A 14750-nucleotide genomic window follows, 5' to 3' on the forward strand; every position below is an offset into this window, starting at 1 on the left:
CGGCCCCCGTCCGGTCTCAGGTGCGGTAGGCGTAGTAGTACGCGTTCGGGTACGACGCGACGAGGCTCGCCACCGACCTGCGGAAGGTGTTGTTGGAGTGGTACGTCACGTACGGCACACCGCCGCTCTTGTACGTGACGATCATCGTGTGGTCCTTGGACCCGTCCCGGTCGAAGTCCATCTGGAGGACGTCGCCGACCTCCAGCTGGAAGACGTTGGCGAGCGGCGTGGTCCGCTTGGAGTTCTGGGCGAACCAGGACCACTCGTTGACGCCGACGAACGAGTCCGACTGGATGTCCGCGTTGCCGAACCACTTGGTGTAGTCGTACACGTAGCCCGGCGCGTGCTTCCAGCCGCCCGCCTTCAGGGACTGGGAGACGAAGTTGGTGCAGTCGCCTCCGGCGCCGTGCCCGCTGAAGTCCGGGTAGTCCTTGTTGTAGACGTTCCAGTACTTCTCCGCGTAGGCCGCCATCGCCTTGTAGTCGTACGTCGTGGCGGTCTTGGGGGCGGGGGCCGGGTTGCGGGTGATCGCCGCGCGCGGGGCGTCCGGCGTGGTGTTGTCCACGGCGGGGGCCGGCTTGACGGGGGCCGGCTTGGACAGCGTGTTCACCGCGACACCGCCCTGGTCGGTGTCGCGGATGCCGGTCAGCCGCCAGTCGCCGTGCCGGTCGGCCTTGAAGGTCAGCTCGTGCCGGGCCTGGAAGCCGGTGGTCTTCGGGGCGTTGCCGCGGGCGCCGGCGTAGGTCAGGGTCGTGGTCTCGGTGACGTCCGCCTTGGCCGTGCGGCCCGTCACCCGCGTCGCGTCCAGGGTGACGGTGGTGCTGGCCTTGCCGTACGTCTCGCCGGCCTTCGCCAGCTGCTTCCGGCGCTGCCCGAGCTCGGACAGGGTGTCGTCCTCGGTGCGGGCCGTGCCGGAGGACAGGGCGACGTCGCCGGAGAAGCCGTCGGTCAGCGGCTTGCCGGCGTCGGTCCGTCCGCCGTCGACCAGGGCGTTGGTGCGGTCGGTGAAGACGGCGTCCGCCAGCCGCTGGAAGGTGGCCTTGGTCCGCGCGTCCACCGTCGGATCGTCCACGACCGCCGCGCCCGCGCTCCAGTTGGGCAGCAGGGCGACTCCGGCGACGACCGAGGTGGCCGCGGCCCCGACTATGGTGACGCGACGGCGTCTTCCGCTCAGTTTCCTTGATTTCACTGGTGTTTCCCCTCTAGCCCCGGCCAAAGGATTGCCGGGGTACGAGATCTTCGCATGGACTGCGTGGCTGTTGTGAAGGGTGCTGCGGCCGTTACTTTGGCGTGATCACTTCACGACTGTCGACCAGTCGGGCGACTGCGCCGGGTCCAGGCCGCGCAGCCGTTGCAGGGTCGCGGGCTTCTGCACGTCGAGCCAGTCGGCCAGTTCCCGGAAGGACACGCACTTGACGCCCTTCTTGGTGCAGACGTCCTTGATGACCCGGTCGACGGCCCGCATGTAGATGCCGCCGTTCCAGTCCTCGAAGTGGTTGCCGATGAACAGCGGGGCCCGGCTGCCGTAGTACACGCGGTTGAAGCCCGCCATGTAGGAGGCGACGGTCTGCTCCTCCCACTCGGGGTACTTCGCCGGGTCGCCCTCGGTCTCGCCCTCGGACTGGTTGTAGAGGAAGTTGAAGTCCATCGAGAGGCCCTGGTACTTGCCGCCCTCGTAGGGGAGCATCTGCAGCGGGAAGTCCCATATGCCGTTCTTCTTGCCGGGCCATATCTGGAAGTCGCCCGCGGAGCTGGCGTCGTAGCGCCACTTGTAGTCCTTGGCCGCCGTCAGCAGGTTCTTCTGGCCCTCCAGGCAGGGCGCGCGGCCGCCCGTGACCTCCTTCCTGACGTCGAACGGCAGGGGGGCGAGGTCCGTGAAGCCGGTGTTGGTCTTCCACTTCTCGGTGAAGGAGTAGAACTGGTCGATCTCGCTCTTCCACTCCTCGACGCTCCAGTCGCCGCCGCCCTTCTTGCCGCAGAAGTGGCCGTTGAAGTGGGTGCCGATCTCGTTGCCGCCCTTCCAGGCCTTGCCGAGCTCCTCCAGCGTGGTGCGGATGTGCTCGTCGGTGGCGAAGCTGATGGCCGCCGAGCCCTTGTCGTGCTGGGGCGGCGCGTAGAGCTCCTTCTTGGCCTTGGGCAGCAGGTAGATGCCGGTGAGGAAGAAGGTCATGTGGGCGTCGTACTCGTCGGCCAGCTGCCGGTAGTGCGAGAAGAGCCCGTCGTCGCCCTGCAGCGCGCCGTCCCAGGAGAAGACCACGAACTGGGGCGGCTTCTCGCCCGGCTTGAGCGGGACCGGCTTCAACTGCCCCTTCTGCGGCCCGGTGTAGGAGGTGGAGCCGTCCCCGAGAACCTTCGTCCTGCCGTCCCACGGCGGCTCCTTGTCCCGCTTGGCGGGGGCGCCCTTGCGGGCACCGGAGGAGGCGGTGGGGGTGGTGGAGTCCGAGCGGGTCAGCACCATGTAACCGCCGACCAGGGACGCCGCGACCAGGAGGGCCGCCAGGGTCAGCAGCCCCGGGGGCGTGGCGCGGCGGGGTGCTGGGGGTCGGCGGCGGCGGCCGGACGGCTGTTTCATACGCGGCTCATTCTGCGAGGGGGTGGGAGCGGGTGGTGCCGGAGGTCAGCCGATACCGCGGGCGCCGGACCAGATGCGGTACGGGACGCTGTCGCCCGGGCTGCCCGCGATCCCGTCCAGGGGCAGGGGTTCCAGGCTCTTGGTGAGGTCGATGCGGTAGGCCACCACGGCCGTGGACACGCGGTTGGCCGTGCCGACGTACCAGGCGGCCGTGTCCTTCTGTGTGGTGCCGGCCTTCCCGGCCACCGCGGTGGTCGTGGCCGGCCCCGGGTGGGCGGTGCGGAAGGCGTCGGTGAGGGCCGCCTGGACCGCCTCGGCCACGCTCGCCCGCACCGCGCGGCGGGACGCCGGCTTCTTCAGCGCGACGCCGGAGCCGTTGCGGGTGATCCGGGCCACCGAGTACGGCTCGACGTGCTTGCCGGCGGCGGCGAACGTGGCGTACCCGCTCGCCATGCGGATCGCGCTGGGCGTGGCACTGCCCAGGGACAGCGCGGGCACCTGCGGGCCGAAGCTGGAGGACAGCAGGCCCGCCCGCTGGGCGGTGTCGCGCACCCTGTCCAGGCCGGTGTCCATGCCGAGTTGCATGAACGGCGTGTTCACCGACAGGGCGAGGGCCCTGCTCAGGCTGATCTGCCCGTAGGACTTGCCGCCGTCGTTGCGGGAGGTGACCTGCTTGCCGCCGCGGTCCCAGTAGGGGCCCTCGGGTGTCCGTACGGCGATGCCGTCGTCCCCGTCGTAGAGCGTCTGCGGGGTGACCTCGGTCGCGGCGCCGTCCCGGGTCTTGTGCACGCCGTGCTCCAGAGCGGCGGCGTAGACGAACGGCTGGAAGGCCGAACCGGCGGGCACGGTGGTCGCGTTCGACTCGTTGTACCCCTGCTTACGGTGGTCGGGGCCGCCGTGGACGGCGAGGATGCGCCCGTCGGCGGCAACCGAGGAGGCGCCGAAGTGCAGGGACTTCGCCTTGCCCGGGTGGTCCTCGCGCGCCTGCTTGCGGGCCTTGTCGACGGCGTCGGTGAGCGCGCTCTCCTGCTTGCGGTCGAAGGTCGTGTAGATCTGGTACCCGCCGAGGTCGTACTCCTTGGCCGATATGCCGGCCGCCTTCTTGGCGTACTGGGCGGCCAGTTCCACGAGGTAGTCGCTCTGCTTGCCGGTGTCGAACCCCGGCGACCGCTTCAGCGGCTCGGGGAACTCCTTGTACTCGGCCCGCTCGCCCTTCGACAGGGTGCCTATCTCGACCATGCGGTCCAGTATCCAGGACCAGCGCTCCACGGCCCGGGCGTGGTTGGCCGCGCTCAGTGAGGGGTCGTAGAGACCCGCGCCCTTGAGGAGGGAGGCGAGGAAGGCGGCCTCGCTGACGTCGAGTTCGCGGACGTCCTTGCCGTAGTACGCCTGGGCGGCGCGCTGGATGCCGTAGGTGCCGCGGCCGAACCAGCTGGTGTTGAGGTAGCCCTCCAGGATGTCGTCCTTGCTCATCTCGTTGTCGAGCTTGAGGGCGAGCATCGCCTCGGTGAACTTGCGGCTGACCGAACGGTCCTGGTTGAGGTAGACGTTCTTGACGTACTGCTGGGTGATGGTGGAGCCGCCCTGGGTGTCGCCCTGGCCGAGGGTGCGCCACACGGCACGGGTGAGGCCGCTGAAGGATATGCCGGGGTCGCTGTAGAAGCTCGCGTTCTCCGCCGCCAGCACCGCGCCGCGGACGTCCTCGGGTATCTCCTTCAGCGGCATCGCCTGCCGTCGCACCCAGCCGGTGCGGGCCATGGGCGTCCCGTCGGACCAGAAGTAGACGTTGTCCTGCTGGGTGGCGTAGGAGTTGAGGTTGTCCGGTATGTCGGTGGCGGCGTAGGCGGAGCCCAGCAGGACGACGGTCAGGCCGGTGAGCGTCGCCGCGGCCCCGAGCCATTGCCGCCAGGAGGGCGCCCAGCGCCGCCAGCCGGTGCGGCCGGCGTGCGGGTAGCGGGGCCGCAGGCGGCGGGCCTCGGCCGCGAGGCGGGTGGCGAGCCGGGTCAGCCCCGGGGCCGCGCCGGTGAGCCGGGACAAGGGGGACGGCCGGGGGGCCCTGCGCCGCCGGCCCGGTCTGTCCGCCGCGCTCCCGTCCCCGGCCGCGCCGGACGCGGTGTCCGCCTTGCCGGTTCCGGCCGCCCCGACGACGCGCAACATCATGGTCTCGTCCGCGTGCACGGAGTCGGGGACCTTCAACTGCATGGTCTCGTCCGGTTCCCGCCCAGCCTTCGACACGGCTGCGTCTCCCTCCCGCTCACGGTGGTGCTCGCGCGGAAGGGCTTGGCTGCAGTGGTCGACGGCAGCGATCCCTTCATCCCCCGCCCGTGCGGCTCCTCGCGCGTTCGAAAGTTATCAGCGGCTTTTACATGTCCTCCACACCGGTACGGCAACAGCGGTCAAAGGATTCATGAAAGGCGGCATTTACGTCGGCGCGGATTAATCTGTCCTCATGCCTCGCTACGAGTATCGCTGCCGTACCTGCGGCGACACCTTCGAACTGAGCCGTCCCATGGCCGAGTCCTCCGAGCCGGCGGCCTGCCCCTCAGGTCACGACGACACGGTGAAGCTCCTCTCGACCGTCGCGGTCGGCGGCAGCGCCGCCGCCCCCGCACCACGGTCGGGCGGCGGCTGCTGCGGGGGCGGCTGCTGCGGCTGACGCGGCTGCGCCGTTTCCTCAGGAACCCTTCAGCTTCGGTTTCCTAGCGTGGCGGCATGACAGCCATCGCAGCGGACGCCGGGCCGCAGTGGGTCAACGACCTGATGGACGCGCTGGGCGCGCCGGGAGCCGGTCTCGCCATCGCCCTGGAGAACCTGTTCCCGCCGCTGCCCAGCGAGGTGATCCTGCCGCTCGCCGGGTTCGCGGCGAGCAGCGGCCGGATGAGCCTGCTCGCCGTGCTGCTGTGGACGACGGCCGGCTCGGTGATCGGGGCGCTCGCCCTGTACGGCGTCGGCGCGCTCCTCGGCCGTGACCGGACGGTGGCGATCGCGGGCCGGCTGCCGCTGGTGAAGGTCTCGGACATCGAGAAGACCGAGGCCTGGTTCCTGAAGCACGGCACCAAGGCCGTGTTCTTCGGCCGGATGATCCCGATCTTCCGGAGCCTGATCTCCGTGCCGGCCGGCGTGGAGCGGATGCGCCTGCCGGTGTTCCTCGGTCTGACGACCCTGGGCAGCGCGATCTGGAACACGGCGTTCGTCCTCGCCGGCTACTTCCTGGGCGCGAACTGGCACCAGGTCTCGGGCATCGTCTCCGCCTACTCGAAGGTGGTCCTGGCCGCGGCGGCCGTGGCGCTGGTGGTGTTCATCGCCGTACGGCTCCTGCGACGCCCCGAGGAGAAGGGCCCCGACGGGGCGCGGGGAACCGCGCGACCGGCCACGACGGCGCCGCACCCGCACGACGACCAGGACACCCGAGTCCTCAGGCGCCCCGCACTGCCTCCAGAAACTCCCGCAGGATCCGCTCCCCGGCGAGAACGCCCCGCTGGGGAAGCACCCTGATCGAGGGAGCCGTGAAGCCGGTGTCGGCCAGCTCCCCGTGACCGGGCCGCCAGCCCCGGTCGGCCGCGAGCAGCAGGTCGGTGTCGAGCAGGGAGTCACCCGCGGCGAGCGTGAGGTCGGCCCCGGTCCGCCGGGCGACCTCCCGCATCGCCGCGCTCTTGGTGAGCGGCTTCGGCACGGCGTAGATCTTGCGGCCCTGCAGGGACACGGTCCAGCCGAGGTTCTCCGCCCATGCCGCGAGTTCCTTCACCCAGTCCTCGTGCAGCAGTTCACGCTCGACGACGAGGTAGGCGAAGAGGTCGTCGGCGACACGGTGCTTGCGCACCCAGACCGGGTCGGCGGTCCGCAGCAGATGCTCCTGCACCTCGGCCAGGGGCGCGCACTGGTCGGCCAGCCGTGCGGTGACCTGCGCGTGCCAGTCGGGGTCGGAGACGCCGTCCACCAGGAGGTGGCCGCCGTTCGCGCAGATCGCGTACGTGGGCGCGGGGCCCGGCAGGTTGATGCGCAGGTACTGCTTGCGCGTGCGCGTGGTCGTCGGCACGAACACGGCCGCGTCGCCCAGGTCGGTGAGCAGCCGGGCCGCCGTCTCCGTCATGTACGACAGCGGCCTGCTCTCGTGCACCTCGACGCACAGCAGCCGGGGCGCCCGCGCGTCCGGCATGGTGAGCGCCAGGGCCGCGGCGGAGTAGATGAGGGTGCGGTCGAGGTCGCTGGCGACGAGCGCGGGCATCAGAGGGTCACCGCCTTGCCGTCGGCGCCGGTCGCGCCCCGGGTGTACTGGGGGTGGATCAACCCGACGCAGGTGTAGGGCAGCCGGTCGACCTCCTCGACGGGCACACCGCGCTGCTCGGCCAGCAGGCGCACGTGGTCGAGGTCGCTGCCCGCCCCGGCACGTGCCAGGACCTTCCAGGGCACGCGGCGCAGCAGGACCCGGGTGGTCTCGCCGACGCCGGGCTTGACGAGGTTCACGTCGTGGATGCCGTACTCCTCGCTGATGCGCTCGACGGCGGCCCAGCCCTCCCAGGTGGGTGAGCGGTCGGTCGCGAGCAGTTCCTTGGCCTGGGCGCAGGCCGCGTCGGTGACCTCCGGGAAACGGGCGGAGACGGCGTCCAGGAAGGCCACCGAGACGTCCGTGGCGGCGAGTTCGCGGTAGAACTTCGCGCCGTGGAAGTCGTGCGGGCCGACCAGGTCCGCGCGCAGCACGGTCCGCGAGATCAGGCCGGAGACGGTGGAGTTGAGGCAGGCGGAGGGGATCAGGAAGTCCTCGCGGGTGCCGTAGGTGCGGACGCAGGAGCCCGGGTCGGCCAGGACCGCGATCTCGGGGCTGAAGCCGCCGATGCCGTCGGACTTCTCGAACTCCGTGAGGGCCTCGGCGAGTTCGCGGGTGATGGCGCCCTTGCCGGTCCAGCCGTCGACGAAGACGACGTCCCGGGGGTCGTGGTGCTCGGCGAGCCAGCGCAGGGCGTTGGCGTCGATGCCCCGGCCGCGGACGATCGACACGGCGTAGTGCGGCAGGTCGAGGCCGTGCCGGTGCTGGGCCCAGCGGCGCATCAGGATGCCGACGGGCGTGCCGGCGCGGGCCAGGGAGACCAGGACGGGGCGGGGGGAGCGCTCCGCGAGGACCGTCTCGGTGACGACACCGACCGCCCGGGCGATGCGGGCCGCCGAGTCGTCCAGGGCGGCGTGGAACAGCGCCTGGTACTGCTCGCTGGGCTGGTACTCCACGGGCAGCGACTCCGCGTAGTGCGCGCCGCCGCTCTGGATCGCCTCCTCGCGCTCCTCGGTCGGCGCCTCCAGGGTCACCTCCGAGAGGTCCTGGAGCAGCCAGCCGACCTCCTCGGGCGCGTACGAGGAGAAGTCGGGGCCGCGGAGGGGCTCGGGCAGCATGGAGGGCCTTTCGGGGGCGTACGACGGCAGGACGGCGAGGAGGACTCGCGGCGTGTGCGCGGCGAGGCGGGCGAGCAGACCGTCGGGCGCGTGCAGTGCGGGCGTGTCCGCGGCCGAGTCGACGACGGCGACGACGGCGTCGAATCCGGCGCCCGCGACGTTGTAGGCGTACCGCTCGCCGGGGCCGTCGGCGGGGTCGTCGTGGGCGGGGAAGGCGAGGCGGGTGCGTATGGCGTAGCCGGGGTCGTCGACGGCCAGGACGGGTGAGCGGGTGGTGGTGGAGTAGCGGACCTGGAGACCGGTGTCGCGCTCCAGCTCGCGGGCGAGCCTCAGCGGTGCGTACATCAGCTCCTCGAAGCCGAGGACGTGGACGCGGCGGGCGTGGTGAGGCAGGGCCTCGGCGATCCTGGCCGCCATCGCGGGCAGGGCGGCCTCCAGCCGGGCGCGCTGGGCGGGGGTGAAGCCGTGTCGCCCCCCGTCGGGGAGGCCGACGGGCCAGCGCAGGTCGACGCGGGTGACGTGGGGGGCGGTGCGGTCGTCGTCCGGGTGCGGGCCGGTGGGGGCTGGTCGCGCAGTTCCCCGAGCCCCTGGAAAGGACGTCTCGGCCACGCCCTCGAGGGGCGCGGGGAACTGCGCGAGCGGCCACGACGCACCCGCGGACGACGGATCACCGGTCGCCGCGCTCTCCGCCTCGTACCGCGCCACCAGCTCCTGCCCCTTCTCCAGCACCCCCTCGGGCAGCCGCACGGTCCCCGAAGCCGCGGTGACCAGGTCGACCCGGGCGCCGATCTCCTCGGCGAATTCCGCGAGGCGCCCCGCGTCGGCGGGCGACCGCATGTCCACCAGCGCCACCACGACGTACCGCCGCCGCGGATACCGGCCGTGAAGGTCACGGACGGTGTTCAGCACCGTGTTGCCCGTGGAGAACTCGTCGTCGACCAGGACCAGCGGCCCGTCGCCGGCGAGCAGGGCAGGGTCCTCGGGCAGCAGCAGGTGCGAGGTCGCGTGGGAGTGGGACTCCTCGAAACCGCCGGCCGCTTCGAGACCGGCGACCGGGCGGCGGGTGGAGTGCAGGTAGGGGGCGAGGCCCAGCCCGTCGGCGACGCAGTGGCCGAGGCCGGTCGCGGTCTCCGCGTAGCCGAGGACGACGGCCCGGCGGGCCTCCTCGTCGCCCAGCAGCTCACGCACCCGGCGCCCGAGCTCGAACCCGTGGCCGTACACGACGGACGGCGACTGCGGCACGTGCTTGCCCAGCACGTTCGACACGAGCAGGTGGGCCCGCTTGGGGTTGCGGCGCAGCGCGAGCCCCAGCAGGCCGGTCAGCCCGTCGTCGCCGGCGAGCTCGACGCCGAGCCGTTCGGCGACCCAGTCGCCGGACCAGACGCCGTCGGCCGCGTCGGCCGGCCCGGTCGCCGCACCGTCGCGCACCTCGGGGTGCTCCCCCTCGTTCACTGCCTTCTCCGCCTTCTCCATGAGCCCTTCGAACCTCAGCAGCCCTACGGTCGGCCGGGCAGCCCGGCGGCCAGCAGTTCCACGAAGCCGATGTCCTGGTTCGCCACGCCGAAAACCTCGGCCCGCAGCAGGGTCCGCTCGGCCCAGGCCCGGTGCGGCTTCACCTCGTTCATCTTGTTCGTGTACGCCGATCTCAGCACACCCCCGCCGCCGCGCTCGGGGCGCAGGATGTCCTGGGCGTCCGAGAACTCCTCGTGGCTGACGACCGACAGGGCGTGCACCGGCAGCACGTGCGAGGGGTGGATGCAGGTCTTGCCCAGCAGGCCGTTGGCCTGGTCCAGGGAGATCTCTCTCAGCAGGCCGTCCATGGCGTGCTCGATCAGCTTCTCGCGCAGTTCCGCGGCCTGCACCTCCAGGAAGGGGCTCTGCCGCAGCAGCGGCTTGAACATGCGCTCCTGGACCCTGAAGTACTCCCACACCGGCCCTGTCACGGTGAAGCCGGTGCCGTCGGCGCGGCCCAGCATGTTCACCACGTCGGCGATCACCGAGGCGACGATCTGCACGTCGTAGGCCGTCATGTCGGGGCCTCTGCGCAGCCCGTAGGAGGAGCAGAAGTCCGTCACGCCGAGGCGCAGGGCGAGGACGCGGTCGCGGTACTTGCCGACCGCGCGGGAGATGCCCTCCAGGGTCTCCACCCGCGACTCCCGGTAGAGCAGCTCCGGGGACTCCAGCACGGGCATGGCGAAAAGGCGACGGCCGCTTTCGGCCTCGGCGGTGGCGAGGGCTTCGAGGAAGGGGATGCCGCGTTCCTCGGTGAACTTCGGCAGGACGAAGCCGGACAGCTGCCGGACGGCGGGCCCGAGCCGTCGTACCAGGTCGGGTATCTGTTCGGGGGCGCGGACCCGGATGAACAGCAGCGGCAGGTCGGCGTCGGGGTGGTCGTCCAGGTCGTCCAGGGCGGTGAGCTGGCGGACGAGGTTCTCCTCGCCGGGGCCCACGTCCGCGTCGTCGATCGAGTCCTCCAGGCACAGCACCATCGAGACCACGCCGCGTCCGGCCTGCTTGAGGACGTCGTCGGCGAGGCGCGGCCGGGTGGCCGGGCTGTACAGCGTGGCGCCCAGGGCGGCCGCGAGCAGGCGGGCCGGGGAATCCGGGGTGAACGCGCAGGGCTCGCGGTGGAAGAGACGCTTCCGCACCTCAGGGGCGACGTGCCCGAAATGACGCATGAGACTCCCCCGTGGTGGTGGTGCGACCTGCGAATCGACGAAAGGTGGCCGGTAATAGTACGTAGAAGTCCGTGTCACAGGTTCCCATCAGGCATGAATTTCAGGTAACGCGGGCAATCACAGCCAGTACCCGGCCATGACAACCGTATGCCGCGACGGCGGCCGGCGCCGCCCGCGACCAGGGCCCCCGCGTTGTCGTGAGCAGGACCGAGCAGGCAGGATGACCGCATGACGCACGCGATGCTGAAGGGGTCGAACGTCCCGCTGGAAGCCACCACGGTGCGCGCCGTGCTGCGCTGGACACCCGGGCAGGGAGTTCCGGACGTCGACGCCTCCGCGCTGCTCCTCGGCCCCGACGGTCGTGTGCGCTCCGACGAGGACTTCGTCTTCTACAACCAGCCCCGGCACCCGGCCGGAAAGGTGTGGCGGCTCGGCAAGAAGCGGGTCGCCGAGGGCCTGACCGACACGATCCAGACGGAACTGACCGGTGTCGAGCCCGAGGTCAGCCGGATTCTGCTGGTCGCATCGGCGGACGGCGTGACGTTCGACCGTGTGCAGGCCCTGCGCATCCTGCTGTACGACGCGGCGGCCACCGGCACCGAGGCGCTGGCGTACTTCGACGTGAAGCCGGAGACGGGCGAGGAGACCGCGCTGATCTGCGGCGAGCTGTACCGGCGCGGCGAGGGCTGGAAGTTCCGGGCGCTGGGCGAGGGCTACTCGAACGGGCTGAAGGGCCTCGCGACGGACTTCGGCATCTCGGTGGACGAGTCGGAGGCGGCGGAGGAGCCGACCACGACGGTGCCCGCGCCTCCCACCACGAACACGCCCGCGCAGCCGACGTCCGGCGGCCCCTCGCAGCAGACCCCCGAGGTCTCCCTGCCGCTCCCCCCGGAGCAGCCGAACGCGGTTCCCGCGCAGCCCGGCTACGGGTATCCGCAGCAGCCCCCGGCGACGCAGCCGGCCTACGGGTACCCGCAGCCCACCGGCCGGCCCGCGTACGGATACCCCCCGGCGCCGGCGACGGCGGGCGCAGCCGGGGCGCAGAGCGGCTACGGCTACCCGCCGCCGGTCACCGCGGCCCCCGACCCGGACTTCCGGCTGCCCCCGCAGGGCCCGCAGTTCGTCGGACGCTAGCCGGGCCCCGGAGGCGGGCCTTACCGCGCCGCCGGGCCGGGCTACGGGAGCGGGGTCCGGCCAGGCGGGCGCCGGACTCCCGGTGTCAGCGGTCGATCTTCGTCTTGTAGCCCCGCCCCCACTGCAGCCCCCACCCGTACAGCCGGTCCAGCTCGGCCTGGAAGCCGTAGACGAACTTGGCCTCGCGGCGGACGACCATCTCGTTCTTCACCTTCTCGATCATGACGACGGCGCAGGAGCGGGCCTGCGGCTGGCGTTCGTCGAGGTGGATCTCGATCCGCGGCCCGCTGCTCGGGTAGAGCGTGACACTGGCGTGCGTGCGGTCAAAGGCGGGTGTCTGGTCGTAGATGTAGACGAAGACCAGGAGCCGCTTGATGCTGTCGCGGTGGTCCAGGTTGATGTACATCGTCTCGCCGGAACCGGAGCCGAACCGGTCGTCGCCGCTGAGCTTGACGTACGGCGGGGCGTTGACGTCGCCGTAGTAGCCGCCGAGGGGCTGGACGACGCCCTTGGTGCCGTCCTGGAGCTCGTAGAGGCAGCCGAGGTCGAGGTCGACGTTGACCATGCTCTGGCTGTGGCCGACGACCTCGGGGGGCTTCAGGGCCCGGAAAGGGTGGCGCAGCAGGCTCTCGCGCTGGGAACCGCCGATGTCGGACGTGCGCATCCGCCAGCTGAGGTTGACGCGCAGATGGCCGGTGGCCGCGCCCTGCTTGGTGAGTGATATCTGCGCGCGCCGCTTGGTCAGCTCGATCGCGTTGGTCGACGCGTCGCCCGAGTCGAACTGCGCCTCGCCGCGCCTCAGTCCGTCGAACAGGCCCATTCCGCCCCCCACGTTTCACTCGGAGACCGCAGGTCACCGCCGTACCCACGGCCCATGACGGCCGAACGGGGCGGCCGCCGAGGAGTCCTCGGTAACCGCCCCGCACAGAGCGTTCCTCACCCGGAGGGGTGTCACACCCCGGACGAGACCTCAGTCTTCTCGTCCGCGCCGGCGTTTCCCTCGGCCGCCGCCAGTGCCTTGTTGCGGCGGACGGAGGACCAGAAGGAGGCGGCGATCAGGACGACGCCGATCAGGCCGGTGATGATCTCGTTGATCTGGTACTGGATGGTGACCAGCAGCAGCACGGCGAGGGCGCCGATGGCGTAGTGCGCGCCGTGCTCCAGGTAGACGTAGTCGTCGAGGGTGCCCTGGCGGACCAGGTAGACCGTCAGCGACCGGACGTACATGGCTCCGATGCCGAGGCCGAGGGCCATCAGGACGATGTCGTTGGTGATGGCGAAGGCGCCGATCACGCCGTCGAAGGAGAAGGACGCGTCCAGGACCTCGAGGTAGAGGAACATGAAGAAGGCGGCCTTGCCGGCCAGCTGCACCGCCGAGCGGGGCTTGCCGGTGCGCTCGGCCTCTTCCTCGGCCTCGTGCTCCCGCTCCTCCTCCTCTTCGAGTTTGTCCTCGAAGTAGCTGGAGAGACCGCCGACGATCATGTAGGTGATCAGACCGGCGATGCCGGCGAGCAGGACGGTCTCCGCCTTGTCGACGTGGGTGCCGCCGTGCTGGTGGGCGTGGGTGGCGACGGTCATCGACGCGATCAGCAGGACGATCAGGGCGATGCAGACCGACAGCATGTCGATCTTGCCGAGCTTGGCCAGCGGGCGCTCCAGCCAGCCGAGCCACTTGATGTCCCGGTCCTCGAAGATGAAGTCCAGGAAGATCATCAGCAGGAACATGCCACCGAAGGCGGCGATCGACGGATGCGCGTCGGTCACCAGCTGCTGGTAGCGGTCCTTGTCGTTCAAGGCGAGTTCGACAGCCTTGATCGGGCCCAGCTGGGCGCTGATGGCGACGATCACGACGGGGAAGACCAGTCGCATGCCGAAGACGGCGATCAGGATGCCGACGGTGAGGAAGATCTTCTGCCAGAAGGCATTCATCTTCTTCAGGATCCCGGCGTTGACCACCGCGTTGTCGAAGGACAGCGAGATCTCGAGGACGGAGAGGATCGCGACGATGCCGAGCGCGGTCCACCCGCCGAACAGGACCGCCGCGACCAGGCCGAGCGCGGTGACCGCGAACGACCACCCGAAGGTTTTCAGAACCACTGGCTACCCAATCGTGTGTGTACGGGGCTCCCCCGCGCCGTACCCGGCTTTACGAACTTTTGAAGCCGAAGTCTAGTCGGACCCCCTCCGCACCCCCATGGGGCCCGGATTTTGCTCATAACGCGTTATGAGACGTTGACCCCGAAGTCCAGCGCGATGCCGCGCAGGCCCGACGCGTACCCCTGCCCGACGGCCCTGAACTTCCACTCCCCCTGGTACCGGTAGAGCTCCCCGAAAATCATCGCGGTCTCCGTGGAGGCGTCCTCACTGAGGTCGTAGCGGGCGAGCTCCTGGCCGTCGGCCTGGTTGACCACGCGGATGAAGGCGTTGCTGACCTGGCCGAAGGTCTGGTTGCGTTCGTCGGCCATGTGGATGGAGACGGGGAACACGATCTTGTCGCACTGCGGCGGCACCTTGGCGAGGTCGATCAGGAGCGACTCGTCGTCGCCCTCGCCCTCACCCGTGAGGTTGTCGCCGGTGTGCTCGACCGAGCCGTCCGGGCTCTTGAGCTGGTTGTAGAAGACGAACCACTCGTCCCCGAGCACGCGCCCGCTGCTGCACATCAGCGCGCTGGCGTCGAGGTCGAAGGGCGCGCCGGTGGTGGAACGCGCGTCCCAGCCGAGCCCGACCATCACCTGGGTGAGGTTGGGTGCGGCCTTGGACAGGGAGACGTTGCCCCCTTTGGCGAGCGTGACGCCCATGTTGCTGTCCCTCCCCTTGGGGCCACAGGCCCGATGGTGTTACTGAGGTGGTCCTGCACGTCCGGGGCCCCCCCGAAACCCGTGGGGGGCCCGCGAGCAAAACCTCAGACTGGATAAAACAAAAACCAGCCCCCCACACACACCAACAAAAAGGTCGAATATAAAAAAAAAACAAACCACCACACC

At 70.5% G+C, this 14750-nt stretch carries 12 protein-coding genes; 3 read left to right on the forward strand and 9 right to left on the reverse strand.

Features of this window, described 5'->3' with window-relative positions:
* Positions 1–16: 16 nt before the first annotated feature.
* From ACFV20_RS22595 to ACFV20_RS22605, 3 genes are all read right to left on the reverse strand, one after another.
* Complete coding sequence (locus tag ACFV20_RS22595; protein WP_385659074.1) at positions 17–1189, reverse strand: amidase domain-containing protein; 1173 nt, start codon at positions 1187–1189, stop codon at positions 17–19.
* Positions 1190–1294: 105 nt separating this feature from the next.
* Positions 1295–2572 (reverse strand): hypothetical protein, encoded by a 1278-nt coding sequence (locus ACFV20_RS22600; RefSeq protein WP_385659076.1) that lies wholly within the window; start codon positions 2570–2572, stop codon positions 1295–1297.
* A 45-nt stretch (positions 2573–2617) separates the two neighbouring features.
* A complete protein-coding gene (locus ACFV20_RS22605; RefSeq protein WP_385659108.1) occupies positions 2618–4774 on the reverse strand; it encodes a transglycosylase domain-containing protein in 2157 nt (718 codons plus the stop codon).
* Positions 4775–5021: 247 nt separating this feature from the next.
* Here ACFV20_RS22605 and ACFV20_RS22610 point away from each other — a divergent pair, with 247 nt between their 5' ends.
* Positions 5022–5228: a zinc ribbon domain-containing protein gene (locus ACFV20_RS22610; RefSeq protein WP_385659078.1), complete on the forward strand. Its 207-nt coding sequence runs from the start codon at positions 5022–5024 to the stop codon at positions 5226–5228.
* A 56-nt stretch (positions 5229–5284) separates the two neighbouring features.
* The gene (locus ACFV20_RS22615) at positions 5285–6067 is read left to right on the forward strand and encodes a DedA family protein (protein ID WP_385659080.1); all 783 of its coding nucleotides are present in this window, start codon (positions 5285–5287) and stop codon (positions 6065–6067) included.
* Here the strand turns inward: ACFV20_RS22615 and ACFV20_RS22620 are convergent.
* From ACFV20_RS22620 to ACFV20_RS22630, 3 genes are read right to left on the reverse strand one after another with little or no spacing between them, the layout of a single operon-like run.
* A complete protein-coding gene (locus ACFV20_RS22620) occupies positions 5988–6797 on the reverse strand; it encodes an HAD family hydrolase (protein WP_385659082.1) in 810 nt (269 codons plus the stop codon). The genes ACFV20_RS22615 and ACFV20_RS22620 overlap by 80 nt on opposite strands.
* Positions 6797–9427, reverse strand: a complete 2631-nt coding sequence (locus ACFV20_RS22625) for a phosphoribosyltransferase (protein WP_385659084.1) — start codon at positions 9425–9427, stop codon at positions 6797–6799. The genes ACFV20_RS22620 and ACFV20_RS22625 overlap by 1 nt, the downstream gene beginning before the upstream one ends.
* Before the next feature lie 23 nt (positions 9428–9450).
* The gene (locus ACFV20_RS22630) at positions 9451–10632 is read right to left on the reverse strand and encodes an HpcH/HpaI aldolase/citrate lyase family protein (RefSeq protein ID WP_385659086.1); all 1182 of its coding nucleotides are present in this window, start codon (positions 10630–10632) and stop codon (positions 9451–9453) included.
* Between the two features lie 228 nt (positions 10633–10860).
* On the opposite strand from ACFV20_RS22630, the gene ACFV20_RS22635 reads away from it, so the two are divergent.
* Positions 10861–11766, forward strand: coding sequence for a TerD family protein (locus ACFV20_RS22635; RefSeq protein ID WP_385659088.1), 906 nt, complete (start codon positions 10861–10863; stop codon positions 11764–11766).
* An 85-nt stretch (positions 11767–11851) separates the two neighbouring features.
* Here ACFV20_RS22635 and ACFV20_RS22640 read toward each other — a convergent pair whose 3' ends face one another.
* The 3 genes from ACFV20_RS22640 to ACFV20_RS22650 all read right to left on the reverse strand — a co-directional run bounded on the left by ACFV20_RS22640 (position 11852) and on the right by ACFV20_RS22650 (position 14564).
* Positions 11852–12586 (reverse strand): Tellurium resistance, encoded by a 735-nt coding sequence (locus tag ACFV20_RS22640; protein WP_385659090.1) that lies wholly within the window; start codon positions 12584–12586, stop codon positions 11852–11854.
* 131 nt (positions 12587–12717) lie between these two features.
* A complete protein-coding gene (locus ACFV20_RS22645) occupies positions 12718–13863 on the reverse strand; it encodes a DUF475 domain-containing protein (RefSeq protein ID WP_385659092.1) in 1146 nt (381 codons plus the stop codon).
* A 125-nt stretch (positions 13864–13988) separates the two neighbouring features.
* Positions 13989–14564: a TerD family protein gene (locus tag ACFV20_RS22650; protein WP_385659094.1), complete on the reverse strand. Its 576-nt coding sequence runs from the start codon at positions 14562–14564 to the stop codon at positions 13989–13991.
* Positions 14565–14750 lie beyond the last annotated feature (186 nt).

The sequence above is a fragment of the Streptomyces sp. NPDC059696 genome (assembly GCF_042733745.1).
Classification (GTDB): Bacteria; Actinomycetota; Actinomycetes; order Streptomycetales; family Streptomycetaceae; genus Streptomyces.

Bases quoted from the DNA above. Each gene is read 5' to 3' on its own strand.
- ACFV20_RS22615 (WP_385659080.1), top strand. From the start codon at position 5,285: ATGACAGCCATCGCAGCGGACGCCGGGCCGCAGTGGGTCAACGACCTG.
- ACFV20_RS22650 (WP_385659094.1), bottom strand. From the start codon at position 14,564: ATGGGCGTCACGCTCGCCAAAGGGGGCAACGTCTCCCTGTCCAAGGCC.
- ACFV20_RS22625 (WP_385659084.1), bottom strand. From the start codon at position 9,427: ATGGAGAAGGCGGAGAAGGCAGTGAACGAGGGGGAGCACCCCGAGGTG.
- ACFV20_RS22620 (WP_385659082.1), bottom strand. From the start codon at position 6,797: ATGCCCGCGCTCGTCGCCAGCGACCTCGACCGCACCCTCATCTACTCC.
- ACFV20_RS22630 (WP_385659086.1), bottom strand. From the start codon at position 10,632: ATGCGTCATTTCGGGCACGTCGCCCCTGAGGTGCGGAAGCGTCTCTTC.
- ACFV20_RS22635 (WP_385659088.1), top strand. From the start codon at position 10,861: ATGACGCACGCGATGCTGAAGGGGTCGAACGTCCCGCTGGAAGCCACC.
- ACFV20_RS22600 (WP_385659076.1), bottom strand. From the start codon at position 2,572: ATGAAACAGCCGTCCGGCCGCCGCCGCCGACCCCCAGCACCCCGCCGC.
- ACFV20_RS22610 (WP_385659078.1), top strand. From the start codon at position 5,022: ATGCCTCGCTACGAGTATCGCTGCCGTACCTGCGGCGACACCTTCGAA.
- ACFV20_RS22640 (WP_385659090.1), bottom strand. From the start codon at position 12,586: ATGGGCCTGTTCGACGGACTGAGGCGCGGCGAGGCGCAGTTCGACTCG.
- ACFV20_RS22605 (WP_385659108.1), bottom strand. From the start codon at position 4,774: ATGCAGTTGAAGGTCCCCGACTCCGTGCACGCGGACGAGACCATGATG.